Source organism: Azospirillum sp. RU38E (assembly GCF_900188385.1).
Classification (GTDB): Bacteria; Pseudomonadota; Alphaproteobacteria; order Azospirillales; family Azospirillaceae; genus Niveispirillum.
Genome location: NZ_FZOI01000001.1, coordinates 504,868 through 529,105, shown reverse-complemented (window position 1 = coordinate 529,105; position 24,238 = coordinate 504,868). Strand labels below are relative to the sequence as shown.

Annotated in this window: 25 protein-coding genes; 9 read left to right on the top strand and 16 right to left on the bottom strand. The window is 65.5% G+C overall.

Annotated features, from left to right (window positions below):
- The first annotated feature begins 46 nt into the window (after positions 1–46).
- From CHB97_RS02260 to CHB97_RS02250, 3 genes are all read left to right on the top strand, one after another.
- Positions 47–988 carry a CPBP family intramembrane glutamic endopeptidase gene (locus CHB97_RS02260; protein ID WP_089286299.1) on the top strand — a complete coding sequence of 314 codons (942 nt, stop codon included), beginning with the start codon at positions 47–49 and terminating at the stop codon, positions 986–988.
- Positions 989–1,179: 191 nt separating this feature from the next.
- On the top strand, positions 1,180–2,118 hold the full coding sequence (locus CHB97_RS02255; protein ID WP_089286298.1) for a CPBP family intramembrane glutamic endopeptidase: 939 nt from the start codon (positions 1,180–1,182) through the stop codon (positions 2,116–2,118).
- The gene (locus tag CHB97_RS02250) at positions 2,115–3,023 is read left to right on the top strand and encodes a CPBP family intramembrane glutamic endopeptidase (protein ID WP_089286297.1); all 909 of its coding nucleotides are present in this window, start codon (positions 2,115–2,117) and stop codon (positions 3,021–3,023) included. Before CHB97_RS02255 ends, CHB97_RS02250 begins: the two co-directional genes overlap by 4 nt.
- Here CHB97_RS02250 and CHB97_RS02245 read toward each other — a convergent pair.
- The 7 genes from CHB97_RS02245 to hemC all read right to left on the bottom strand — a co-directional run bounded on the left by CHB97_RS02245 (position 3,004) and on the right by hemC (position 10,668).
- Entirely contained in the window at positions 3,004–3,996 is a 993-nt protein-coding gene (locus tag CHB97_RS02245) for an NAD(P)H-dependent glycerol-3-phosphate dehydrogenase (RefSeq protein ID WP_089286296.1), read from the bottom strand. The genes CHB97_RS02250 and CHB97_RS02245 overlap by 20 nt on opposite strands.
- 245 nt (positions 3,997–4,241) lie before the next feature.
- Complete coding sequence (locus tag CHB97_RS02240; RefSeq protein WP_089286295.1) at positions 4,242–4,790, bottom strand: DUF4189 domain-containing protein; 549 nt, start codon at positions 4,788–4,790, stop codon at positions 4,242–4,244.
- 318 nt (positions 4,791–5,108) lie between these two features.
- Positions 5,109–6,104, bottom strand: a complete 996-nt coding sequence (locus CHB97_RS02235; RefSeq protein WP_089286294.1) for a cobalamin biosynthesis protein — start codon at positions 6,102–6,104, stop codon at positions 5,109–5,111.
- Positions 6,105–6,199: 95 nt separating this feature from the next.
- A complete protein-coding gene (locus CHB97_RS02230; protein WP_089286293.1) occupies positions 6,200–7,507 on the bottom strand; it encodes a heme biosynthesis protein HemY in 1,308 nt (435 codons plus the stop codon).
- A complete protein-coding gene (locus CHB97_RS02225; protein WP_089286292.1) occupies positions 7,504–8,973 on the bottom strand; it encodes a COG4223 family protein in 1,470 nt (489 codons plus the stop codon). The genes CHB97_RS02230 and CHB97_RS02225 overlap by 4 nt, the downstream gene beginning before the upstream one ends.
- A 22-nt stretch (positions 8,974–8,995) precedes the next feature.
- Entirely contained in the window at positions 8,996–9,700 is a 705-nt protein-coding gene (locus CHB97_RS02220; RefSeq protein WP_244559402.1) for a uroporphyrinogen-III synthase, read from the bottom strand.
- An 11-nt stretch (positions 9,701–9,711) separates the two neighbouring features.
- Complete coding sequence (gene hemC / locus CHB97_RS02215) at positions 9,712–10,668, bottom strand: hydroxymethylbilane synthase (protein WP_089286290.1); 957 nt, start codon at positions 10,666–10,668, stop codon at positions 9,712–9,714.
- A 79-nt stretch (positions 10,669–10,747) separates the two neighbouring features.
- Between hemC and tsaD the strand changes: the two genes are divergently transcribed.
- Positions 10,748–11,812 (top strand): tRNA (adenosine(37)-N6)-threonylcarbamoyltransferase complex transferase subunit TsaD, encoded by a 1,065-nt coding sequence (gene tsaD / locus CHB97_RS02210; protein ID WP_089286857.1) that lies wholly within the window; start codon positions 10,748–10,750, stop codon positions 11,810–11,812.
- A gap of 3 nt (positions 11,813–11,815) precedes the next feature.
- Here the strand turns inward: tsaD and CHB97_RS02205 are convergent, their stop codons facing one another.
- The 4 genes from CHB97_RS02205 to CHB97_RS02190 form a co-directional block, all read right to left on the bottom strand.
- Positions 11,816–12,112 (bottom strand): type II toxin-antitoxin system YafQ family toxin, encoded by a 297-nt coding sequence (locus tag CHB97_RS02205; protein ID WP_256387111.1) that lies wholly within the window; start codon positions 12,110–12,112, stop codon positions 11,816–11,818.
- Positions 12,090–12,368, bottom strand: a complete 279-nt coding sequence (locus tag CHB97_RS02200) for a type II toxin-antitoxin system RelB/DinJ family antitoxin (protein WP_089286288.1) — start codon at positions 12,366–12,368, stop codon at positions 12,090–12,092. Before CHB97_RS02200 ends, CHB97_RS02205 begins: the two co-directional genes overlap by 23 nt.
- Positions 12,369–12,446: 78 nt before the next feature.
- Positions 12,447–14,267: a gamma-glutamyltransferase gene (ggt, locus tag CHB97_RS02195; protein ID WP_244562473.1), complete on the bottom strand. Its 1,821-nt coding sequence runs from the start codon at positions 14,265–14,267 to the stop codon at positions 12,447–12,449.
- A gap of 212 nt (positions 14,268–14,479) precedes the next feature.
- On the bottom strand, positions 14,480–15,079 hold the full coding sequence (locus CHB97_RS02190) for a cold-shock protein (RefSeq protein ID WP_089286286.1): 600 nt from the start codon (positions 15,077–15,079) through the stop codon (positions 14,480–14,482).
- A 466-nt stretch (positions 15,080–15,545) separates the two neighbouring features.
- Between CHB97_RS02190 and CHB97_RS02185 the strand changes: the two genes are divergently transcribed.
- From CHB97_RS02185 to CHB97_RS02175, 3 genes are all read left to right on the top strand, one after another.
- The gene (locus CHB97_RS02185; protein ID WP_305764477.1) at positions 15,546–16,490 is read left to right on the top strand and encodes a cyclopropane-fatty-acyl-phospholipid synthase family protein; all 945 of its coding nucleotides are present in this window, start codon (positions 15,546–15,548) and stop codon (positions 16,488–16,490) included.
- A gap of 138 nt (positions 16,491–16,628) precedes the next feature.
- Entirely contained in the window at positions 16,629–16,754 is a 126-nt protein-coding gene (ykgO, locus tag CHB97_RS02180) for a type B 50S ribosomal protein L36 (protein WP_029014073.1), read from the top strand.
- Between the two features lie 339 nt (positions 16,755–17,093).
- Positions 17,094–20,069 (top strand): transglycosylase domain-containing protein, encoded by a 2,976-nt coding sequence (locus tag CHB97_RS02175; protein WP_244559350.1) that lies wholly within the window; start codon positions 17,094–17,096, stop codon positions 20,067–20,069.
- An 8-nt stretch (positions 20,070–20,077) separates the two neighbouring features.
- On the opposite strand, the gene CHB97_RS27075 is transcribed toward CHB97_RS02175, so the two are convergent.
- The 4 genes from CHB97_RS27075 to CHB97_RS02155 form a co-directional block, all read right to left on the bottom strand.
- Complete coding sequence (locus CHB97_RS27075) at positions 20,078–20,317, bottom strand: type II toxin-antitoxin system RelE/ParE family toxin (RefSeq protein ID WP_244559399.1); 240 nt, start codon at positions 20,315–20,317, stop codon at positions 20,078–20,080.
- A gap of 41 nt (positions 20,318–20,358) precedes the next feature.
- A complete protein-coding gene (locus CHB97_RS02165; RefSeq protein ID WP_089286282.1) occupies positions 20,359–20,643 on the bottom strand; it encodes a type II toxin-antitoxin system ParD family antitoxin in 285 nt (94 codons plus the stop codon).
- A gap of 63 nt (positions 20,644–20,706) precedes the next feature.
- Positions 20,707–21,282: a DUF3833 domain-containing protein gene (locus CHB97_RS02160; protein ID WP_089286856.1), complete on the bottom strand. Its 576-nt coding sequence runs from the start codon at positions 21,280–21,282 to the stop codon at positions 20,707–20,709.
- Positions 21,282–22,616: an MFS transporter gene (locus CHB97_RS02155; protein ID WP_089286281.1), complete on the bottom strand. Its 1,335-nt coding sequence runs from the start codon at positions 22,614–22,616 to the stop codon at positions 21,282–21,284. Before CHB97_RS02155 ends, CHB97_RS02160 begins: the two co-directional genes overlap by 1 nt.
- A 193-nt stretch (positions 22,617–22,809) precedes the next feature.
- Here CHB97_RS02155 and CHB97_RS02150 point away from each other — a divergent pair, with 193 nt between their 5' ends.
- Both CHB97_RS02150 and tenA read left to right on the top strand, forming a co-directional pair.
- Positions 22,810–23,124 carry a ferredoxin family 2Fe-2S iron-sulfur cluster binding protein gene (locus tag CHB97_RS02150; RefSeq protein ID WP_089286280.1) on the top strand — a complete coding sequence of 105 codons (315 nt, stop codon included), beginning with the start codon at positions 22,810–22,812 and terminating at the stop codon, positions 23,122–23,124.
- Positions 23,124–23,837 (top strand): thiaminase II, encoded by a 714-nt coding sequence (gene tenA / locus CHB97_RS02145; RefSeq protein WP_089286279.1) that lies wholly within the window; start codon positions 23,124–23,126, stop codon positions 23,835–23,837. The genes CHB97_RS02150 and tenA overlap by 1 nt, the downstream gene beginning before the upstream one ends.
- Positions 23,838–23,855: 18 nt before the next feature.
- On the opposite strand, the gene CHB97_RS02140 is transcribed toward tenA, so the two are convergent.
- On the bottom strand, positions 23,856–24,167 hold the full coding sequence (locus tag CHB97_RS02140; protein ID WP_089286278.1) for a hypothetical protein: 312 nt from the start codon (positions 24,165–24,167) through the stop codon (positions 23,856–23,858).
- Positions 24,168–24,238: the final 71 nt, after the last annotated feature.

Below are 24,238 nucleotides of genomic sequence, written 5' to 3'. Positions count from 1 at the left end.
AGGGCGTCGCAGCAGCGGCGCCCTTTTCGTTTGTGCGTGAGGGACCATGCAGCAGCCTGACAGCAGCCGGTCGCAACCAGCCTGGACCACCGAATCAGTGGTGCCGGTGCATCTGTTGGGCGTGGTGCGGGGGGATGGGTTTCGCCCCTATCTGGCCGGGTTCGTGGCGCTGATGATTCTGGTGGTGCTGGGTGGCTATGCCGCCATCACCCTGTCAGACCTGTTTGCCACCTTCACCGGGGTGGATCGCCACAGCCCGCTGTTGCGCAACCTGCGCAATCTGCTGGCGCTGGGGTGCGCCATCCTGTTCATGCAATGGGTGCTGGCTTGGCAGAGGCGCGACCTGATGAGCGTCATCGCCCCCGGCCGGCGACTGGATGGCGGCATGTTCCTGCGCTCTGCCGCCACCTATGCCGCCGCCTTCGCGCCGATGATTCTGATTGCCGCCTATTACGGCCAGATCAATGTCGGCTCCCTCTCGTTTTCCCTGCTGCTGATGCTGCCCGTGCTGGTGGTTTTGTTCATCTTCCAGGCCTCGGCAGAGGAGATTGTCTTCCGCGGCTATATGGCCCAGGGGCTGCAGGTGCTGCTGGGGAATGCGGCGCTGGCCGCCCTGCCGGTGGCCATCTTCTTCCTGGTGCTGCATGACAGCGGCGGCTGGAACGTGGGGTGGGAGCAAAAGGCCATGTTCCTGGCCATGTCGCTGGGCCTTTCCTACCTCACCTGGCGCACCGGGCGGCTGGAAGCCGCCATGGGCGTGCATTTCGCCCATAATCTGCTGGTCACCCTGTTCCTGGCCCGGCCGCAGAGCGGCCTGCCCTCTGTCAGCGGCTTTGATGAAGCAGTCGGCTTCCAGCCGCCGGACCCCGACCGGCTGCTGGGCGTGCTGCTGATGCAGGGGGCCGTGGCCTCCAGCTATTGGTTTCTCGGCCTGTTCAGCGGGTTTGTCGAGCAGGGCTGGCGCGGGGGTGAAGAGCGGGAGGGATAGGCGCCACTTGCGCGCAACAGGGGTGCGATATAACTTATAGGAAGCAATCGACCCGATTTTATCGCGCAGGTTCAGGTGAGCGACGACGAAAGCCGCTATCAGGCATTTCTGATCTGTCACCCGGCTACCCCGGTGCATCTGCCCGGAAACGGATAAATCATCAATAACTTTAACCAAATATAGGTAAAGTTATGAATAATAACTATGAGTATCAAAATTTTATTCAGCACCACCCGAACACGCCAGTTCACAAACTGGCGACAGAAATGAAACTATCCGTCGGACACCATGCGGGTGGGTCGTTTATATTCTTATTTATATACTTCTTTATCTCAATCGCCCTTGGGATATTTGGAAGTATATATCATCTAAGTTCCATCGGCACACCAGAAGGCCCGATCACGCCCTGGTTGCGGGAAATCGGCAAGCTATCGTTGTTGGGCTTTAGTTTGTTGGCCCTGCACTGGACCCTGCGCCTGCAAGGCCGTGACCTGATGAGCGTGATTGCCCCCGGCAAGCGGCTGGATGGGGGCATGTGGTTACGCGCAGTCCTGATTTACGGGTTCTGCCTCAGCCCCTTGATGTTGTTATCAGCTTTTGATGACGACATTCAAGTGACGATGCCGTCGGTAACAACGCTGCTCTGGCTGCCGGCCATGCTGCCGGCATTCGCCCTGCAGACAGCAGCGGAGGAGGCTTTCTGTCGGGGCTATCTGGCCCAGGGCTTTCAGGTTCTGTTTCGCAATGCGGCTGTCGCGGCCCTGCCGGTGGCGGTGATTTTCAGCCTGCTGCATGGCTGGAATGGTGGGGAAAGACAGGTTTTCTACTGGGGGGTGTCGCTGTTCGCCTCCTACCTGACCTGGCGGTTCGGTCGGCTGGAGGCCGCCATGGGGGTACATTTTGCCCATAATATCCTGTTCACACTGTTCGGAACCGAGGGGAAAGGTTTGCCCGGCATGTCCGATTTGATGAAACCGGACGGGACGGTCACCTTCCCAATCCTGGCCATGCTACTCGCCGCCCTTATCCTGGCGGCGCTGTTTCTGCTTTACTGGCTGCTGGGCATCCGCACCGGCTTCATTGAACATGGCTGGCGCGGCAAGCCGGCACCGCACGCGGAAACAGCATGATCCTCCCCTCCCCTTCCCGCCCCTCCCCCGTGCCCGTGGACCGGTACGGGTTGGTGCATGACCATTCCCGCCTCTCCTATCTGGTCGCCCTGCTGGTCTTTGGCTTTCTTTATATTGGGGTCAACCTGCTCGCCGGCGGTGCCCTGGTGGCGTTGGGCAAATCAGCCAGCGGCTATCTCTTCTCCTATCTGCTGCTGGGTTCCACCATTCTGGGGCTGCCGCTGGTGCTGTTGACGGCGCGGTTCGTCCACAATCAACCGGCAATGAGCCTGATTGCCCCCGGTCGGCGACTGGATATTGGCATGATCGGCCGCTCGGCCCTGGTGTTTTCCCTGCCGCTGCTGGCCACCTTCGCCTATGGGTTCTGGGCCGGCGATATCGGGCCGGTGCGGGTGGATTGGGGGGCGTTCCTGCTGCTGACGCCGCTGACCATCCTGCTGTTCAGCTTTCAGACCAGCACGGAGGAACTGATTTTCCGCGGCTACCTGTCCCAGGGTCTGATGGTTTTATGCCGCAACCGGCCGGCCGTGGCCCTGCTGTCCGCCGCCTTGTTCACCCTGGCGCATGAAGGCGGCATCAATGAAAGCCTGTGGTCCGTGCGGGCAGAGATTTTCACCACCGCCCTGTTCCTTTCTGCCGTCAGCTTCCAGACCGGGCGGCTGGAAGCGGCGATGGGCATCCACCTGATCAATAATGTGCTGTTCGGCCTGCTGAATGGCAGCCCGGACCTGCCGCTGCCCGCCCTGGCCGAACGGCTGGGAACGGTGGGGGAATTCGCCGGTTTGGGCGATATCGCCCTGTTCCTGGCCATCCAGGTGGCCGCCTTTGCTTTTTACGGGCTGGTGGGATTGCGCAGCGGCTTTGTTCCAGGGCGGGCCAATCCCCTCACAGCATCTCATGCTTGAAGGGCCGGGTCATCAGACCGTCAATCACGCTGTCCAGGCTGGCGGCATGGTTCAACAGGGCGTCTACCGCCTGGCACAGCGGCATGTCCACACCCTTGGTTGCCGCCAGCTTCACCACGGCGCGGGCGGTATAGACCCCCTCCGCCACGGAGCGGCGTTCGCCCAGCACTTCCTCCAGCGTGCGGCCCTGGCCCAGGGCCGCCCCCAGCGACATGTTGCGCGATTGCAGGGATGAACAGGTCAGCGTCAGATCGCCCAGGCCGGACAGGCCCATCAGGGTTTCCGGCCGCGCGCCCAGCGTCATCCCCAGCCGGGCGATTTCCGCCAGACCACGGGTGATCAGGGCGGCGCGGGCATTATCGCCCAGCGCCCGGCCATGGACGACGCCGCAGGCGATGGCCAGCACATTCTTCACCGCCCCACCCACCTGCGCCCCGATCAGATCATCCGACAGATAGGGACGGAAGGTGCGGCCGCCGATGGCGGCCACGATGCGGCGGCCCAGCGCTTGATCCGTGATGGCCAGGGTCACCGCCGTCGGCAGGCCCTTGGCCACCTCCGCGGCGAAGGTAGGGCCGGACAGCACGGCCAGCGGCTGTCCGCCCAGTTCGGCCGCTGCCGCCTCGCTCATCAGCGCGCCGGTTTCAATCTCGATGCCCTTGGCGCAGATGATCACCGGCGTACCGGGGGCCAGCAGGGGTTTCAGCGTGCGGCAGGCGGTGCGCAGATGCTGGGCCGGCGTCACCAGCAGCACGGCATCACTGGCCGCCGCATCACCCATGTCCTGGGTGGCGCGGATCGCCGGGTCCAGCTGGATACCGGGCAGATAGATATTGTTTTCGCGGCTGCGGTTGATGGTTTCCACCAGCTCCGCCTCCCGCGCCTGCAACACCACCTCGGCCCCGGCGCGGGCGGCGGCCATGGCCAGCGCTGTGCCCCAGGCCCCGGCCCCGATGACAGCGATGCGACGCATGGTGTTTCCCCCTCAGGCTTGTCTTTTCAAGGATCGACGCCGGCCGTCCCAGTCGGGCTAAGGCTTACCCCGCCGGGCGCGCCCAAGCAAGAAGGGCGGCCCGGAGAGGGCCGCCCTTCGCTGGCAGGAAGAACCGGCGGAACGGGGTGGGTCAGGGGATATGGCCCCGCCCCGCCGGTCTGCCGACCGCCACCCGATGGGGATTAAGGTGACGGCCGTTCCTGTTTTCCAGTTAAATTAGGGAGTTAATTCTTCATCGCGGGGGCCGAGGCCTGGATGGAGCATTCCTTGCCATAGGTCTGGCACTGGGCCAGCGCATCCTGGCGGGCCTTTTCCTCGCTATCGCGGACCACCCAGCCAAAGGCGCCGTCGCTGGACATGGCAATGGCCTTGGCCCCTTCGGCCTTCTGATAATCGGCCAGCACCTCACCCTTCAGGTCGGCGGCATCGGTATTGGCGCGGGCCAGCTGGGCGAGCTCGGCGCTCAGCCCCTTCACCTCGGCCACGGTCTGACCGTCAACGGAGAAGATGCGACAATCATCCTTGGTCACCTCGCCACAGCGGGCCAGGGCATTGGCCCGGGCGGTGGCGCTGTCCCCGCCAGCGCTGTAACCGATGGCGCCATCTTCAGCGACGGCAAAGGCCTTCGGGCTGGAGAGCTTCAGATAGACCGCATAGGCATCGCGGCCCGGCTGGCTGAGATTTTCCAGCGGATCGATCTGCGCAAAAGCGGCAGTGGCGGGGGCGGCGATCAAAGCGGCGGCGATCAGGGCGGCCTTGGTGGTCTTATGCATGATGTCTGTCTCCTTGCCAGCATGTCAGTCGGCGCCACCATCATGGCGGCTGCCGGACTTTGCCTGGGTGGGGCGATCAGAAGACCCAGTTGATGGGTGATGTCCAACCCGGCATCGCACAAGGAACGACGTCACGGCGGACTTGTTCCGCAGACCAGCACCAAAAATCGGGAAAAATTGCGCTGTTTAGATTTTTCAAGAACTTGCCATATGGCAGTCAAAGAGGTTCTTACGTTTGGTCCCATTTCTGCCGCAAAGGACTGGCTTTCGCCATAAAGGGGATATGATGGCCTATATTTGGTCTATGCTTGATTTGCTTCACAGGCCTAGGCCGGCAGCGATCAACCCGGCGGAGACGGTCAACCCCACCAGCAGCAGGCCGGCCACACCATAAAGCGCCATGGCGGCGCGCAGGTCGCGGCTGGTGGCCCGGGCCCGGCCCCGGCCCAGCCAGGGTTCCTTCACCACCTGTTCACCCTCCCGCCGGGGACCGGCCATGGCGAGATCCAGGGCGCCGGCAGCGGCCGCCACCGGCAGGGCCAGCGGCCCCCAGGGATGGCGGCGGGCCGTGGCCAGCTCCCGCCAGCCGCCCAGCGCCTTGCAGCCCGGCACGAACAGCCCGGCCAGCAGCAGGGCCAGCGTGGCCAGCAGCATCGGCGGCCAGCCCGCCAGCCGGCGCAATTGCCGCACCACACCACCAAACTGGCGGAAGCGCGGCACGTCATGGCCGATCACCTGCGCCATGCCGTCAATCGCGGCCCAGCCCAGCAGGCCCGGCAGCCCCAGCACCGCATACCAGAACAAGGGGGCCGCCAGCCCGCAGGCCAGCCGCAGCATCCCGCCTTCAATGGCGGCACGCAGCACGCCATGGATATCCAGGCTCCAGGTCTGGCGGTCGGTCAGGGGGGCCACAGCCTCCCGCCCGGCCTCCACCCCGCCGCTTTCCAGGGCTTTCAGCGTCTGGCCCATGCCGGTCCAGGCGCTGCGGATGGAAAGGGCGCGGGCCAGCAGCAGCAGTTCCGGCACCGCCCCCCAGCGCACCTCCCGGAAGGCAAAGGCCAGCACCAGCCCCAGCGACAGCGCCCCCAGCAGCAGGCAGAGGCTGACCAGCGCACCCCGTGCCCGCCGGGCGGCTTCGCTGCGGTCGATACGGTTCAATCGCCGGTCCAGCCGGGCCGTCAGGCGGGCCACCAGCGTGGCTGGGGTAGGCAGCAGGCGGGCCAGCCAGGGACTGTCACCCACACAGGCATCCAGCACGATGGCAATCACCAGCAGCAGCAGGGCATCCACCCCGCCCAGATAAGGCAACAACATCCCGAAACCCCGCAACACCCGGCAAGCCAATCCCTTGGGTTTAGTGTGCCTGAAGGGATGTCTGAAAGGGCTTTTTTAAGGGAACAGAGGGTGCTTTACACCGCCATCGGCAATTGTGAAGGCGGGCGGCGCCAGGTAATGCTGTCAAAGCCGCCACAGGCGGCACAGACGGCGTGCCATTCCTCATGCGCGGTGCCGCAATTGCCGCAGGCCCAGCCGGCATCGGCCTCGGCATTGGCAACGCGGGCCAGCCAGTCGCGCGCCTGCGGGCCGTCACCATGTTCGGCACGCGCCAGTTCGGCGAACAGCCGATAGGTGGCAGCACTGGGCTCCACCGCTTCGGCCTGTTGCAGATGGCTGCGTGCCACACCCCACAGGCGGGCGGCAATCGCCGCCTTCGCCAGGGCACGGTGCGCATCGGGTGATTGCGGGGAAAGCGCCAGCAGCGCCTCATACCGCTTTACCAGATCCAGCGGGGTCTGTTTGGCCGACACCTCACCCCAGGCAGCGGCCAGATCGGGATGGGGCGCGATGCGCCAGGCCTGTTCCAGCACCTTGGTCGCCTTGGAATGCTGGCCGGCGGCGGCGCGCAGCCGGGCCAGTTGGGCGGCGGCAGGCACGCGGGCGGGGTCGAGATCGAACGCCGTCTGGGCTGCCTGCAACGCCGCATCGGGCCGGCCGGATTTGGCGGCGGCCCGACTTTCCTCCACCAGCAGGGCGCTGCGGCGCTGGCGGGCATCATCCTTGCCCATCGCCTTGGTCTTCTGCGCCTTGGCCAGCGCATTGTCGGCTTCCAGCCAGTTGCCGCTGGCGGCTTCCAGTTCCGCCAGGGTGGCTGCCGGCCATTGTGCCTTGGGCTGCAAGGCCTGGGCTTGGCGGGCATAGTCCAGGGCGGCGGCGCGGTCACCGCGCTTGATCGCCTGGGTCAGCAAGCCGCGCAGGCCGAGAAATTCAGTTTCCTTACGCTCCAGCATCGCCTTGAAATAGCGGCCGGCCGCCTGCTCATCGCCCTGAAGCTGGGCCGCCTGGGCGGACAACAGCAGGGTCAGCGGCGGTTCATGCAGCAGGCTTTCCGCCTTGGCGGCATAGCGCTTGGCCGCTTCCGCATCGCCGGCGGCCACGGCCACCATGCCCTGCGTCAGCGCGCGATAGCCCTGTTCGCGCTTCTTGGTATTGCGTCGCCGCCCCAGCGCCCCCGGCCCCCGGCGCAGCGCCAGCCACAGGCGATAGGACAGCGCCGTCAAGGCCAACAGCACCAGCAAAACGGCCAGGGCCGCCGCCACCGGCATATCAATGGCATAACCCAGCCATTCCACCGACAGCCGGCCGGGCCGCTGGCTGATCCAGACGGCAGCGGCCACCAGAAGACCCAGCTTGATGAACAGGAAGATGGCTTTCCTCATGGCCGCCCCTCCCCATTGGTGCCTTCATGGCCGGACAGGCGGGCCAGCGCCAGATCGGCCAAAGCCTGGGCGGCGGCTTCGGCGGCAACGCGGGCGCGGGCCGGGGCGAGCCAGGGGGCGGCCTTTTCTGCCGCCGGGCCGCTCAGCTTTTCCATCTCCGCCACGGCCTTGGCGATGCTGCCCGCGTTCAGAGCTGCCTCCGCCCGGGCCAGGACCGCATCGGCCCCATCGCCCGCCACCTCGCCAGAGGCGCGGCGGATGGTGATGATGCTGGACAGGCGGCCCAGCGCCTGATCGGTCCAACTGGCATCGCTGCGGGTACGGTCGGCTGCCAGGATGGCGGGAGCCAGATCGCGGAATTGCCGGTTCAGCGCCACATCGCTGGCCAGCCCGCTTTCGGCACTGGCCGAGAGCGGCGCCAGCGTGGCCGCCAGATCGGGATGATCGCGGGTCAGCGCCTGCACGGCGCGCAATTCCTTGGCATAGGGACGGCCGGCGACCAGGGCGGCCTGCAACTGGCCGATGGCCACCACCAGCCCTTCGCCGGCGGATGCCTGTTGCTTGCGCGCCTCCAGCGCATCCACCCGTCCGCCCAGCTCATCCTGCTTCTGGCGCAGGCTGCTGTGGCCATCATGCAGGCCGGGCAGCAGGGCGGTCAGCTTTTCCAGCCCGTCGACCCGCTGTCCCAAAGCCGTCACCTGATCGCGCAACGGCGACAATTGCGGTTCCAGGTCCGAAGGCGCGGCGGGGGCGGCCTGCGGGACGGCCTGTGTTTCGGCCACGGCGCCGGGTACAGCGGTTGCCGGTGCCGCCGCCAGTTGGCGGAGCTGGGCTTCCACATTGTCCAGCCGCTTGGCCAGGGCGGCCACCTGGGTACGGTCGCTTTGCGCATCGGCGCGCAGGGCGGCGATTTGCGCTTCCAGCGGTGTCAGGTCAACGGTCGGCACCGGGGCAGAGGCCGTCACGGCCATCTGCTGCTGTTGCCAATGGCTGTAGCCCGCCACGGACAGGGCCGCCAGGGCCAGCAGCAGGGCCGTACCGCCCAGCAGCCGGCCCCCGCGCCGGCGGGGCGGCGGGGCAAGGTTGGGGGCGGGCTTGGCGCTGGGGGCCGGGGCTGGCCGTTCGGCCTTGTCATTTCGGGTGTCGGTCACTTCCCGCTCCAGTTCGGCCAGACAGCGGCGTTCGGCCTCCGTCGGTGATTGTTCGGGGGCACTGGCGGCATCAATCTCCCCGCGTGTCAGGGTGATGCCATGGGCGGCAGCGGCGGCGGCCAGATCATCGGCCACGGACAGCGGGATGAAGCCGCGCTTGCGCCAAAGCTGCACATCTTCTGCCGGCAGGCCCAGCTTGCCGGCCATGGGGCGGATGCCGCCGAATCGTTCAATGATGCTGTCGGTGGCGAGGGCGCGGGCCTTTTCCGCCGGGCTGCCGGCGACAGGGGCCTCCCGGTTCATCTCGTCCGCCATTTAACCTCCTTAACACACCGGTTCAGGCACCATTGCAAGACGGCAGCAGTGCCAACAGATGGTCGGCATCGGGCGATGCCGCAACCTTGACGTCCCCCCAAGCCGGGCCTGCAATGGCCTCGGCGACGGCCTGGCTGATGCACAGGGCCGTCAGCCCCGCCATCGCGGGTGCCAGCCCCGCCTTTTCCACCAGGGTAACAAAGCAACGCGCGGTGCGGGCGGAAAAAAGCAGCACCGCGCGAATCCGACCATCCGCCAGGGCAGCCTGCGTCTGATCATCCAATATGCTGGCCGGCACAGCGCGATAGGCGATGTGCCGGTCCAGCCCGATCCCATGGGGGCGCAGCAGCGCGGCCAGATCGCCGGCCACATCCGCCCCTGAAACATGCAGCAAACGCCCAGGCCCCGCCGGTGGTTCCCGCACGATCAGGTCGGCCAGGGCATTCACATCGCCGGCCGCACTCAACACCTGGGCAAAGCCCAGCCGCCGGGCCAGATCGGCGGTACGGTCGCCCACGCTGTAGAGCGGCAGGTCGCGCCGTGCCGTCAGCCGGGCCAAACCCCGCACCCCGCTGGGGGAGGTGAGGACCAGGGCCGACACATCGGACCCGATCACCAGGGGGCTATCCAGATAGGCGATGTCCAGCAGGGGGCAGATCAGCGGCTGATGGCCCAGCCGGGCCAGTTGGGCCGCTGTTTCACCGGCCCCCGGCTCGGGCCGTGTCACCAAGATGGCTCTCACACCACCGGCCCGTCAGCCACCGCGTTGGGGGCCTGGAAGAAATCGGACGGCAGCATGGCCTTCAGCTCATTCCCGGCATCCACCCCCATCGCCAGCGCATCGGCCACGGCACCGCTGCGCGCGGTGGTGAACCATTGCCGGCCGTCGGGGCGAATCACCAGGGCCTTCACCGTCAGCGCCGATCCGGAAATCAGCGCCAAGGCGGCGATGGGCGTGCGGCAGGAACCATCCAGCGTGGCCAGCACGCCGCGTTCGGCGGCCACGCGCGACGCCGTTTCCGCGCAGTTCAGCGCAGTGACATAGGCGTTGGTGCGATCATCGCTGATACGGGTTTCGATGCCGATGGCCCCCTGCGCCACGGCGGGCAGCATTACATCGGGTTCCAGCACAGAGGTGATGCGGTCGGCCAGCCCCAGCCGGCGGACGCCGGCCATGGCCAGCAGCGTGGCATCGACATGCCCTTCTTCCAGCTTGCGCAGGCGGGTCTGCACATTGCCGCGAAAGGCGATGACGCGCAGGTCGGGCCGGCGCATCAGCACCAGCGCCTGCCGGCGCAGGCTGGCCGTGCCCACCAGCGAACCGGCGGGCAGATCATCCAGCGTGGCGGCCTTGGGGCTGATCCAGCCATCGCGGTGGTCTTCGCGCGGCAGCAGCGCCGTGATCGCCAAGCCGTCGGGCAGCCAGGTCGGCACATCCTTCATGGAATGGACGGCCAGATCGACGCGGCCATCCAGCAGCGCCTCCTCGATCTCCTTCGTGAACAGGCCCTTGCCGCCGGCCGCCATCAAGGTGCGGTCCTGGATGCGGTCGCCCTCGGTCTTGAAGGTGACGATCTCCATAGCGTCCGGGGACGCCAGTTCGGGGAAGCGCGCGGCCAGACGGTCGCGGGTTTCGTGGGCTTGCGCCAGCGCCAGCGGGCTGCCGCGCGTACCAATGCGGAGAAGGGCTGTCATACCCGCTTCAATATCCTTGAATGGCTTCGCTGGGAAGCCTCCCTTGCCGTGGCAACGCCATGCGACTAGCTTGCCGACCATGATCATACTCGGAATCGAAACAAGCTGCGATGAAACTGCTGCCGCCATCGTTGCCGCCGATGGCGACGCGGCGCCCGGTCGCGTGCTGTCCAATGTGGTGTTGAGCCAGCTTGACGATCACCGCCCCTATGGCGGCGTCGTGCCGGAAATTGCCGCCCGCGCCCATCTGCAGCATCTGGACCGGCTGATCCGGCAGGCCCTGGATGAGGCCGGCATGGGGCTGGACGGCATTGATGGCATCGCCGCCACCGCCGGGCCCGGCCTGATCGGCGGGGTGATGGTGGGGGTGATGACCGCCAAGGCGATTGCCGCCGTGCGCAACCTGCCCTTTGCCGCCGTCAACCATCTGGAAGGCCACGCGCTGACGGCGCGGCTGACCAATGGGGTGACATTTCCCTTCCTGCTGCTGCTGGTTTCCGGCGGCCATTGCCAGTTGCTGGCGGTGGAAGGGGTGGGGCGCTATCGCCGGCTGGGCACCACCATCGATGATGCGGTGGGCGAGGCGTTCGACAAGGCGGCCAAACTGATGGGCCTGGGCTATCCGGGTGGGCCGCTGATGGAACAGGCGGCGGGCCGGGCCACCGACCCCAGCCGCTTCCCCCTGCCGGTACCGATGAAGGGCAGGCCGGATTGTGATTTCAGCTTCTCCGGCTTGAAAACGGCGGTGCGCCGGCATGTGGAATTGCTGGGCGATGCGGCAACGGATGCCGACATGGAAGACCTTGCCGCCTCTTTCCATATTGCCGTGGGGGACAGCCTGATCGACCGTTGTGACCGGGCGATGAAGCTGTTCCGCGAGCAATGGCCGGAAGGGCGGACGCTGGTGGTGGCCGGCGGGGTGGCCGCCAACCAGATCTTGCGGGCGCGGCTGACCAAGCTGTGCGCCAAGCGGAAATTCGATTTCGTGGCCCCGCCGTTGAAGCTCTGCACCGACAATGCGGCGATGATCGCCTGGGCCGGGCTGGAACGGCTGCGCCTGGGGCTGGTGGATGGCCTGGACTTCGCCCCCCGCCCCCGCTGGCCACTGGACCCGGCTGCGGCCAAGGCGGGGGCGAAGGCGTAGGGATTATTCGTTGAAAAGATCGGCGTGGGCGCCGGCACCTGCTTCAATCTTGTAGATCAGCAGGAAATCGCCGCCGATATGGCATTCCCGGTAGCCCTGCCAGTTGCCTTTCAACGGGTGGTCAAGCCATTCCGGCCCCAAGGGTCCATCATTGGCAATCAACAACAGAAGTGCCTGTTTCAGCAACGGCATGTCATATCGACCGGAACGGGACAACCTGTCCCAGTCCTTCAGAAATGACTTTGTGTAGTCCGCCCGGCGCGGTGGTAGGGCCCGCTTACTTGCCGCTGTTTTCTTCAAGATCGGCGATCAGGCTGTTGGCGTCACTGAATCGGGCGCTGTGTTGACGCAGAATTTCTTCTGCTTCCAGCATCGCCTGCCGTGTCTCTGCGTTTGGTACCTTCAACGAAAAGGGCAGGGCCTTTTCCACAGCGACACGGCGCAGGAACACCCGTACCGCGTCTGACACGCTCAATCCCATAGCGGCCAAGGCTTCGGTCGCTTGGGCTTTTGTCTCTTCGTCCACGCGCACATGGACCATGCTGGTCGCAGGCATGTGATGATCTCCTCAAGGCTGAGATACAATGTGTCTCACAGTGAGGGGATAAACAAGGGGGGACCGGGGGCCTTTTGCTCAATCCCCCACCGCCACCCCGTCCCGCCGCGGATCAGCGCCGCCCTGCCAGCCGTGCGCGGTCCAGCGGATGGCGTGAACGCCACTGTTGATGGCTTCGCGCTTCACCTCATGCCCCATGCCGGCCAAGGCGTCCGCCAGCCGGTCGGCCTGGGGCAGTGATTCGATCTGGGTGGCGCCGTTGCGGTTCAACAGGATGGGCAGGTTTACCGCCTGCTGCGGGTCCAGCCCCCAATCCAGCATGGCCACCAGCGCCTGAGCGACATAGCCGATGATGGCCGCGCCACCGGGGGAGCCGACGGCCACCACCGGGCGGCCCTGTGCATCGAACACCACCATCGGCGACATGGAAGAACGCGGCCGGCGGCCAGGGCCGACCGCCCCCGATACCGGCACACCATCCTTCACCGGCACAAAGGCGAAATCGGTCAGTTCATTGTTCAGCACCATGCCGGCCGCCACCAGACCGGAGCCGAAGGCGAATTCCACCGAATTGGTCATGGAGACCATCCGCCCCTCATCATCCACGATGGAAATATGGGTGGTGGAGGGCAGGTCCAGGCCAATGCCCGGCGGGCGCGACAAGGCCCCCTGGCGGGTGGGCGGGCTGCCCGCCGGCACCTTGCCGATCGCGGCGCGGGTGGGGTCGATGCCACGGGCCCGTTCGGCCAGATAGGCCTTGTCCAGCAGGCCCTTGATCGGCACGGCCACATGGTCCGGGTCGCCAATATAGGCTTCGCGGTCGGCATGGGCGCGGCGGCTGGCCTCCAGCAGCAGATGCCAAGCCTGCGGGCTATCCTTACCCAGCGCCTTCAGATCATGCGGGGCCAGCAGGGCCAGGATCTGCAGCACGGCGATGCCCCCGCCCGAGGGCGGCCCCATGCCGCACACTTTCCAGACCCGGTAGGCGATACAGACGCCATCACGCTCCACCGCTTTGTAAGCAGCGAAATCATCCAGGCTCAGCACCGGCGGGCCGTTCGGCCCCGCCACCTCTTTCAAATGGGCGACGATTTCCTGGGCGATGGGACCGCGATAGAAAGCCTCCGGCCCCGCTTTGGCCAGCAGACGCAAGCTGGTCAACTGGCCGGGAATCGCGAAAATCTCCCCCAGCGCCGGGGCACCGGCCCCGTTGCGGTAGAAGACCTGCTGCATGTCGGTACTGGTGGCCAGCATCTTCTGCCATTCCGACAGCACTGTCACCATGCGCGGCTGGGCCGGCACGCCGGCCTCCGCCAGCCGGATGGCCGGTTCGAACAGTTTGGCCCAGGGCAGCTTGCCATGGGCGGCATGGGCCTGGGCCATCATCGCCACCAGCCCCGGCACACCCACCGCCCGCCCGCCCTTCAGCGCGGTGGGGAAGGACAGCGGCTTGCCATCCGGGCCGATGAACAGGTCCGGCGTTACGGCGGCCCCGGCCGTTTCCCGCCCGTCATAGCTGGTGACTTTGCCCCCCGGCTCGGCCAGCACCAGGAAACCACCGCCGCCCAGGCCGGAGGATTGCGGTTCCACCAGCCCCAGCACCAGTTCGGTGGCAATGGCCGCATCCACGGCACTGCCGCCCTGGCGCAGCATCTCCTGCCCCGCCGCCGCCGCCAGCGGGTTGGCGGCCACCACCATATGGCGTTGGGCGGTGACCAGTTGCTTGGCGGTCTGCCGGCTGGCCGGTTCCGGTGCCAGCTGGGCCCATGCCGGCCCGGCCAGCAAAGCCGCGAAAGCCAGGCCGGTGAGCAGGCGGCGGGTCAGGCGCTTTGGGGAGGAAAAGGGGGATCGCATCAGCCGTCCCAAGGTTGGGCCGGCCAGGGCCGGCGGAGGTGCCATGTGCCATGGTCACCCGGACCGCAACGCATTTGCAACATGGGGATGCTGCGTCCGCATATTTTTTCCACCCCGACTCGGGGGCCATGCCGCTGCTGCCGATCACCGAAAAAGATAAGGGGCGCCATCCATGGGATGGCGCCCCTTACCTGACTTCAAGCACGCTAACGCAGAGCGTCAGGCCCGAAAGCCTGCTGAAATGCCCGAGACCACGCTCAGAGGATTTCCACGCGGTTGGCCTGCGGACCCTTCTGACCCATGCTGGTGTGCAGACGGACGCGCTGTTCCGGCGTCAGAGCGCGCACGCCCGAGCGTTCCAGAGCGGTGATGTGGACGAACACGTCCTTCCCACCGCCATCCGGGGTCACGAAGCCGAAGCCCTTGTCGGCGGAGAAGAACTTCACCACGCCTTCGATGGTTTCGGTCGGGCCGTTGTCGAAGGAACGGGCAACGCGCGGAGCGCGCGGGGCGTCGCCGTAGCGGTCGCCGCCGAAACGGTCCCCACCGCCGAAGCGATCACCACCCGGACCACCCGGCGAACGGCGCGGGGCCGCAGCGGTGGAGGTGTCGACATTGTGGATCGAGGCCACCTGCGGACCCTTCTGGCCCTGGGACAGGTCGCAGACGATGGTGGTGCCATCGGCCAGCGCATCATGGCCAACGGACTGAACGACCGAGGCATGAAGGAAGGCGTCGGGCGACCCATCGGACAGGGTCACGAAGCCGAAGCCCTTCGTGGGGTTGTACCATTTAACCGTAGCGGTGACGCTACGACGGGTGATCTGCGGGCTCTGCGGAGAACGGCGCTCGTACATGTGGTCTCGAACTCGACTGTCGAAATTGTCAGGAACTTCACCGGGTGACCGGCTGCAAGGACAGTACCCGCTTCTGCGCCGAACGGAAAGAATATCCGCAAGGCACCAATCGAGCAGCCACCCCGAGATAGACCCTACACCGTCTATCCGGCGGATGCACGAGGAAAGCCGCGCCTGACGCGGAAGAATAGGCCCTTAAAACGCTGCCGCATTCATACGCGTGCAGTGGGCTGGTCGGAGAAAACGGTTGCAGCAAATATGGTTAAAGTAACCTTACCATCACTTGTGGCCGGATCGGCCTCTGGCTTCTATTACCAGTATATGACGGCGAAAAAGGTTAATCCGTTGCCCTGCGGCCACACCAAGACTGTTTCGCGCGACGCGCCGAAAGGGTAATGTGTGGGCCGAACCGCTTCCAGGATAACGAAACGCCGCCCGCATGGCCGCTACCCGCAGCAGCGAAGACATGGCTGTCACGCCCCCCACGCTCAAGCAGAGGTTCCTGGCTTGGTGGGAAGGCTATGACATTATCCGCCGCGCCGGCCTGCATGAAGGGGATGGCGGTGCGGGCGGGACCGATTCGGCCGGGGCAGCGGGTCCGGGCGGGGCGGCTGGCCGGCATCTGAACCGCAGCGGCAAGCCGCTCTGGACCGCCACCCGGATTGAGGTGGTGGAGAAAATCTGGGGTCACGGCTTCTGCACGCCGGGCAGTGAGGAGTTTATCCCCACCCTGGTGAAGCCGCTGGGCCTGAACCCGGCGATGAGCGCGCTGGATATCGGCGCCGGCCTGGGTGGTGCGACCCGCGCCATGGCCCAGCAATATGGCGCCTGGGTCACGGGGCTGGAACCCAACCCGGTGCTGGCGGAGGCGGGCGCCTTCCGGTCCCAGAAGGCCGGGCTGGCGCGCCAGGCGCCGGTGATGACCTGTGACCTGGAAAATTTCAGCTGGTCCAAGCGGGTGGATGCCATCTTCGCCAAGGAAGCCTTCTTTGCCGTGCGCAATAAGGACGGGCTGATTGATGGCATCGAAATGGCCCTGAAGCCGCGTGGCCAGCTGCTGTTCACCGATTATGTGCTGGACCATAGCCAGCTGCGCGGCCGTGATTATGATGGCTGGCTGCAGGCCGAACCGGTGGAACCGAATCCCTGGACGGTGGAACAATATGCGGCGGCCCTGGCGCAGCGGAACCTGGATATCCGCATCACCGAGGATAATTCCGACACCCAGCGCTCCCTGATCCTGAACGCCATCCAGACGCTGGTGAAGCATCTGGAGACGGTGTCGATGGACCGCGACACCAAAATCGCCGTGGTGCAGGAGGTGGAGATGTGGGCACGCCGCGTCGCGGCCCTGTCGGCGGGCCTGCGTTACTACCGATTCTATGCCTTGAAGCCGGCGGAACTGGAGTAGGCGGGGCGGGGAACACCGCTTTTCAGCCCCGCAAAGAGGGGTTGCAGCGGAATTCCGCCCCTGTCGGTTGACAGGCGGGGGGTGTTGTGATTATGTCCGCGCCTCGCAAAACATGCCTCCAGCGCCGAGTAGCTCACCATGAAGATCGTCAATTCGCTGAAGTCGATGAAGACCCGCCACAAGGCTTGCCGCGTCATCCGCCGCAAGGGCCGTGTCTATGTCATCAACAAGCTGAACCCCCGTTTCAAGGCCCGTCAGGGCTGATATTGGTGTTCGGGTTGGCCGGTGTGGGGTTCCCCTCACCGGTATGCTGAAACCGCGCCCACCCCTGGTGGCGCGGTTTTCGCTGTTTACGCCGTCCCTTTACCGTCGCCAGATTGTTAATTCATTTATATGAATGGCGGCGATGGCCATTGCGGGCCCATCATCTGCTTGGCACACTGGTTGCCTTCAAGCCTGATGAAAGCTAGGGCCATGGCGCAAGTGCCGCAAAGCGTGCTATGCCGCGCGCTGTTGCAAGGCCTTGCCGCATAACAGGTGCCAAGGGGGAGTGGTCGGGGGGATATGGCGTCGGCGCGCTTTTACCGGTGGATGAGCTGGGGCATGACGCTGGCCTTGGCCGGTGGTGCCGGTCTGGCCGGCTGGTATGAGATGCGCAGCTCTGCCCTGCAGGCCGAAGTGCTGGCCCGTTATGCGTCCGATCTGACCTATCGCGTGGAGCCGGGCCCGAATCCGGACATTCGTTTCCCTGGAGACGGCCCCTATGACCAGCGGCTGGGTTACAGCGCCATTCCTGGATTCGTGGAACGGCTGGTGGCGGCCGCCTATCGCGTGGACCTGCAGGCACGGCCCAGCCCGGCCTTGCGCGACTATATTGATTTCGGCGGATTCGCCCCCTATCCGGAAAAGACGGCCGGCGGCCTGACGCTGCGCGATGACCGGGGCCTGGCCCTGTTCGATGCCCGTTACCCCCAGCGCACTTATGCCGGATTCGGCGAGGTGCCGCCCTTGGTGGCCAATACGCTGTTGTTCATCGAGAATCGGGAACTGCTGGACCCGACATTTCCCCACCGCAACCCGGCGGTGGAATGGGATCGTTTCGCCCTGGCCGTCGCCTCCATCCCGCTGAAGATGGTGGACCCGGATAATCCGCGCGCCGGCGGTTCCACCCTGGCGACCCAGATCGAGAAATATCGCCACTCGCCGGAGGGGCGCACCAGCAGCGGGGTGGAAAAGCTGCGGCAGATGATGTCGGCCTCGGTGCGCGCCTATCGATTCGGGCCGGATACCACGCGGGTACGGCACCAGATATTGGTGGATTATCTCAATTCCACGCCCCTGTCGGCCCGCCCCGGCCTGGGGGAAGTGAACGGGCTGGGTGACGGGCTGTGGGCCTGGTACGGCACCGATTTCAACCGCGCCAATGATCTGTTGCGTGCCCGCCCCCGCAATGAGCGGGAGCTGCAGACCCAGGCCATTGTCTATAAGCAGGTATTGAGCCTGCTGCTGGCCCAGCGTCGGCCTTCAGCCTATCTCAGCCCCAATGGACGCAAGGCGCTGAACGATCTGGCCAATGCCCACCTGACCCTGCTGGAACGGGCGGGCGTGGTGGATCCGGCCCTGGCCGATGCGTCGCGCTATTTCCCGCTGCGCTTCAAGGATGACCCGCCGGCCATCCCCGAACCTTCCTTTGTGGAGCAGAAGGCCACCAACGCCATCCGCGCCCGCCTGCTGGGCATGTTGGGGGTGCAGAGCCTGTACGCGTTGGACCGGCTGGACCTGACGGTGGATACCACCCTGGACCAGACCACCCAGATGCGGGTGACGGAAACGTTGCAGAAACTGGCCGATCCGGTGCAGGCCCGTGCCCTGGGGCTGGTGGGGGAACGGCTGCTGAATGATGCGGACCCGGCCCGCGTCGTCTATTCCGTCACCCTGTTCGAGCGCACGGCGGCGGCCAATCTGGTGCGGGTGCAGGTGGACACGCTGCCCCAGCCGCTGGACCTGAATGAAGGGGCCAAGCTGGATCTGGGGTCAACGGCCAAGCTGCGCACGCTGGTGACATATCTGGAAATCGTCGCCAAGCTGCACGCCCGCTATGCCAGCCGGCAGGATTATGAATTGTCGGCCGCAGCATTGGATGCGCCGGACCGGCTGACCCAATGGGTGTTGCACAGTATGGCCGAACAGCCGGGCATCAGCCTGTCGGCCCTACTGGATCAGGCGATGCAGCGGCAATATTCCGCCAACCCGGGCGAGCGATTCTTCACCGGCGGCGGCCTGCACAGTTTCGGCAATTTCGATGACAAGGATAATGGCCGGGTGATGAGCGTGGCGGAGGCCTTCCGCCATTCCGTCAATCTGGTGTTCATCCGGCTGATGCGCGATATCGTCAACCATTACATCGCCGAAGGCCCGGCCCGTAAGGATGATGTGCTGGACGATCCGCGCCATCCCGCCCGCAAAACCTATCTGGCCCAGTTCGCTGACCAGGAAGGTTCCAGCTTCCTGAACAAATTCTGGGCCGATTACAAGGGCATGACGCCCAATCAGGCGTTGGAACGGCTGACCCGGCGGGTGCGGCCGACGCCGGAACGGCTGACGGTGGTTTTCCGTTCCGCCCGCCCCAATGCCAGCATCGCGGACCTGACCGCCTTTCTGGAACGCCATGTGCCGGCGGGGGCCCCGCCGGCCGCCCAGGTGGCGGCCTTGTTTGAGAAATATGCGCCGGATAACTGGTCGCTGAACGACCGCGGCTATATGGCCGGCGTGCATCCGCTGGAACTGTGGCTGGTGGCCTATCTGCAGGACAGCCCCAAACCGCAGCGCGCCGAAATGCTGAAGGACAGCAGCAAGCCGCGCCAGGAAAGCTATCGCTGGCTGTTCTCCTCCCGCTCCAAACGGGCCCAGGATACCCGCATTGGCATTGTGCTGGAGGAAGAGGCGTTTGGCCGCATCCATACGGAATGGCAGAAGCTGGGCTATCCGTTCGGCAGCCTGCTGGCCAGCTACGCCACCTCCATCGGCAGTTCCGCCGACCGGCCGGGGGCGCTGGCGGAACTGATGGGCATCATCGTCAATGACGGCGTGCGGCTGCCCACCCTGCGCATCGACCGGCTGCATTTCGCGGAAGGCACGCCCTATGAGACGGCCTTCGTGCCGGGGCATCTGGGCGATCAGGCCGAACAGGTGATGGCCCCGGAAGTGGCCCGCACCGTGCGCCGCCACCTGATGGATATTGTGGAAAATGGCACGGCCCGCCGGGTGAAGGGCGCCTTTACCGCCGCCGACGGTAAGGAAATTTCCATCGGTGGCAAGACCGGCACGGGTGATCAGCGGCTGGAACGCTATGGGCCGGGCGGGGTGGTGCTGGAAAGCAAGGTGGTCAACCGCACGGCCACCTTTGTCTTCTATATCGGCGACCGTTTCTTCGGCGTCATCACCGCCCATGTGCATGGGCCAGTGGCGGCGGAATATCGCTTCACCTCCGCCCTGCCAGCGCAATTGCTGAAGATTTTAGCACCGGCCCTGTCGCCGCTGCTGACCGGGGATACACAGACGGCGGAGCGGGGACGGTAGGGCTGGGGCTATTTTGCGGAGAGCTGGGCGGCAGCGTCACGGGCTTGGTGAATAACCCGGATAATCACCACGTTCGCCGGCCGGATGACATAGTAAATGCCATAGCCGGCATGGAACAGGACGCGGAGACCGGGAATCAGGTTGTTTCTGCTGACCCCGATACGAGGACTTTTCCCCAACCGGAAAGCGGCATCTTTCAGACGGTCAAGAAAGCCGTCAGCCACCGGTTCCGATGCGGCCTCGGCGATGAAGATCCAGATGTCGGCAAGATCACCCGCTGCCCTGTCGGTCAGTTGTACGGGAAGCGACCGGATAATTTCCTGCCCAGTTGCACAATCTGATCAAGGTCGAAGTCACGCACTTTACCGGATTCAAGGTCCGCCATGCCCAGCGCCAGATCGGCCTTCAGGGCGGCTTGTGCATCCAGGCTGGCAGTTCGGCGAAGCTGCCAGTCCAGCAACGCCTCACGGATTACCTCATCTTCAGAGGCATAATCGCCCTGGGCGATGGCGTCATGCATCTGACTGGCCAGTTCAGGGGAAACGGTAATCGTCAGGCGCCGCGGCTGTCCCATAACATTCCTCCAGGGCCAAGCCTCATCTTGTGGTGCCAGAATAGACCGGGCACCGCCCCCTGTCTATTCCGCCGCCTGCCGCGATCCGGCCGCCATCCCTGGCACATCTTTGCGGAACGCGATGGTGACGGTGGCCAGATGGATGCCGAATTTGCTGATGGTCGCCTTGTTCAGCAGCATCCCGTCCGGCATCAGGAACATCCAGTCATCGAACCGCACCTTCGTGCGGCCCTCGCCCATCTTCAAATTGAAATCATAGACCATGTTATAGGCATTGCCGGACAGCACGCCCTTGGCCGTGCCGATGGCATCCTGGGTGCGGCCTTCCCACTGGTTGGGGCCTTGGCGCGTCAGCACCCAGACGCGCCGTTCCTTCTCCCCGTCGCTCCAGTCGAAACGCTCGTCCAGGGTCAGTTCCCTGCCGTTCCAGTCGCCCTTGATATCCACCACGAACTGCCGGCGCACATTGCCGAACCGGTCCTCCACAATGCCATAGGCGCGGGTCTGACCCTGGAAATAGTCTTCCAGCGCCAGGGCGGGGGTCTGTTTGGCGAATTGTTCGGGTTTCATCGTGTTGCAACCGGTCAGAACGGTGAGAAGGGCGAGGAGCGGCAGGAGGGTGCGGAGGAGCGATCGCATCATGGGCTTGGTGCCTCTATCCGGCGGCGCAGGGCGGCCTGCGCCGTCTGGTCCAGCGGCCAACGCCACAACAGGGCGATGGCCAGCAATTTCAACAGGATGGGCAACCCGGCATAGAGCAGGGTCAGCCCGGTCAACGCCTCGGCATCGTTGGGGCCGGCGGGTGTGAAGCCGAACAGCCCGGCGGCCCCCAGCCCCAGCGCGGCCAGCGCGGTGGCCAGCTTGGTGGCCAGCCCCCAAAGCGCGAAGAACAGGCCGGCGCGTGGCGTGCCATGGCTGGCCGCATCCAGATCCACCACATCGGCCTGCATGGCGGAGGGCAGCACCAGATCGGCGCCCAGTGTCAGCCCCGTCATCACACAGACCAGCAGGAATGCCAGAAAATCGCCCGATCCCAGCCAGAAGACCGGCAGAAACCAGGCGATGTTCCACAGCATGGCTGCCCGCCACACCCGGTCCTTGCCCCAGATTTTGCTCAACCCCAGCCACAGCGGCACCGCCAGCAGACCCGACGCGAAATAACAGAGCAACAGCAGCCCGGCCCGCTCCCCCTCGCCCAGCCGATGCTGCACGAAGAAGAGGAAAAGCTGGGCAGGAAGGCCGTTGGCCATCCCGTTAATGACGTAGGCCAGCAGCAGCCGGCGGAAAGGCCCATTGCCCAGAATCGCCCGCCAGCCGCCGGGGTTGGTGGTGGCCGCCTGTGCCGCCGTCCCCGCCAGGGGCCAGGGTGGGTCTGGCACCAGCAGCAGGGCGGCCAGGGTCAGTAAAGGCAGGCTGATCAGGATGAACAGGGCCAAGAGGCGCAGCGCCGCCCCCTCCTGCCCCGCCGCCCCGGCACCCAACGCAAACGGCAGCACCAGGGCCACCATGGTACCCAGCACGCCCGCCGCCTCCCGATAGCCATTGATGCGGGTGCGCTGGTGGTAATCGCCGGACAGTTCCGCCCCCCAGGCGGTCAGCGGCACCACCATCAGCGTCCAGCCGAGATAGAGCGCCATGCTCCAGCCCAGCAGATGCGGCCAGCCCACCCCGTCCCCCGGCACCAGCAGAAACCAGAGCGACAGGCAGGTCAGCGGCAGGCCGGCGGCGATCCAGGGTCGCCGCCGGCCAAACCGTCCGCCAAACCGGTCGGACAAGGCACCCACCAGCGGATCGGTCACGCCATCCCACAGCCGGGCGGCCAGCAGCACCAGGCTGATGGTGCCCAGCGACAGGCCCAATTGGGCATAATGGGCGGGCAGAAAGATGTAGGTGGGCAGCAGCAGCACCGCCAGCGGCAGGGCCGGCGCGCCATAGGCCAGCAGAACCAGCCGACGCAAAGGCGGGGATGCCATAGCGGTTTCCTTGCCAGCGAAAATGGTGGCCAAAAGGGCGGGTGACTGGAGATAGGGCGCGATCTGTCGCCGCCAATGCCCACCCGCGCCAAAAGGCGCTGGACTCGGGCGCTGCGGATTCGTAACAAGGCTGACTGAAATCTGGCCCCCGGTCGACCGGGGGTGCGTTCCGGTTGCTGGGAGTTCTGGCGCGATGCCGAAAATGGTGTTCATTGAGACCGATGGCACCCGCCGTGAGGTGGATGCCCCGCTGGGCCTGTCGATCCTGGAGATCGCCCGCCGTCACGATATCGACCTGGAAGGGGCCTGCGAGGGCTCCCTGGCCTGCTCCACCTGCCATGTGGTGGTGACGCCGGAATGGTACGATCTGCTGCCGGATGCGGAAGAGGATGAGGAGGATATGCTGGATCTGGCCTTCGGCCTGACCAAGACCTCCCGTCTGGGCTGCCAGATCCGCATGACCGAGGAACTGGACGGCCTGACCGTCAAGCTGCCCGGCGCGAAGTAATGGGAACGCCGCTGACCGCGCAGTCCCTGCCCGATCTGGCGACGCCAGACGGGTTGTTGGACCGTCTGCGTTCAGCGGCGCGCCCGGCTTGGGATCGCTATGTGGCACACGAATTCGTGCATCGCATGGGCGATGGTTCCTTACCGGAAGCCTGCTTCCGGCATTATCTGGTGCAGGATTATCTGTTCCTGATCCATTTCGCCCGCGCCTATGCGCTGGCTGCCTTCAAGGCCGATGATCTGGCCGACATGCGGGCGGCGGCCCGGTCCATGTCGGCCATCCTGGATCTGGAAATGGGCCTGCATGTGAAATATTGCGCCGGCTGGGGCCTGGATGAGGCCGCCATGCAGGCGACAGCAGAGGCGCAGGGCACGCTGGCCTATACCCGTTTCGTGCTGGAACGCGGGCTGGCCGGCGATCTGCTGGATTTGCATGTGGCGCTGGCGCCTTGCATTGTCGGTTATGCGGAGATTGCGGCCAACCTGCTGGCCGACCCGGCGACCAAGCTGGATGGTAACCCCTATGCCGACTGGATCGCCATGTATGCCGACCCAGAATATCGCGCCGTGGCGGCGGCCCAGGTGGCCCTGCTGGACCGGTTGAGCCTGAAGCGCGGTGGCGATGCCCGCTTTGCCGAGCTGACCCGCAGCTTTGATGCCGCCAGCCGGCTGGAAGCCGGGTTTTGGGATATGGGCCTGGGTCTGATGGGCTAGTAGGGGCAACATCCCCCTTCACCGCAGCAGCGGCAACAGCGCCACCCCACCGATCACCAGCCCCAGGAACCCCAGGCTGACATAAAGCGTCACCTTGCGGCCGGTGGACATGGGCGTTACGGCAGCGGCATCATCGGGCAGCTTGCGCGCCTTGAAATAGCCGATGACGCCCATCACCAACATGGCACCGATCACCGATCCCAGAATGGTGGTCACCATCGCCCCCAGGTCGCCGCCCTTGGCACCGCCCAGCCGGACCACGGCCACCACCATGCCGATGATGAAACCGATCAGCGCGTGTTTGATGATGGTCAGCGTACTGGTCTTCATATCCCACCCCCACTCGCGTTTTTGGATGGGATAAATTTACCTCTGCTATTTACCACCCTCTATCCACAATA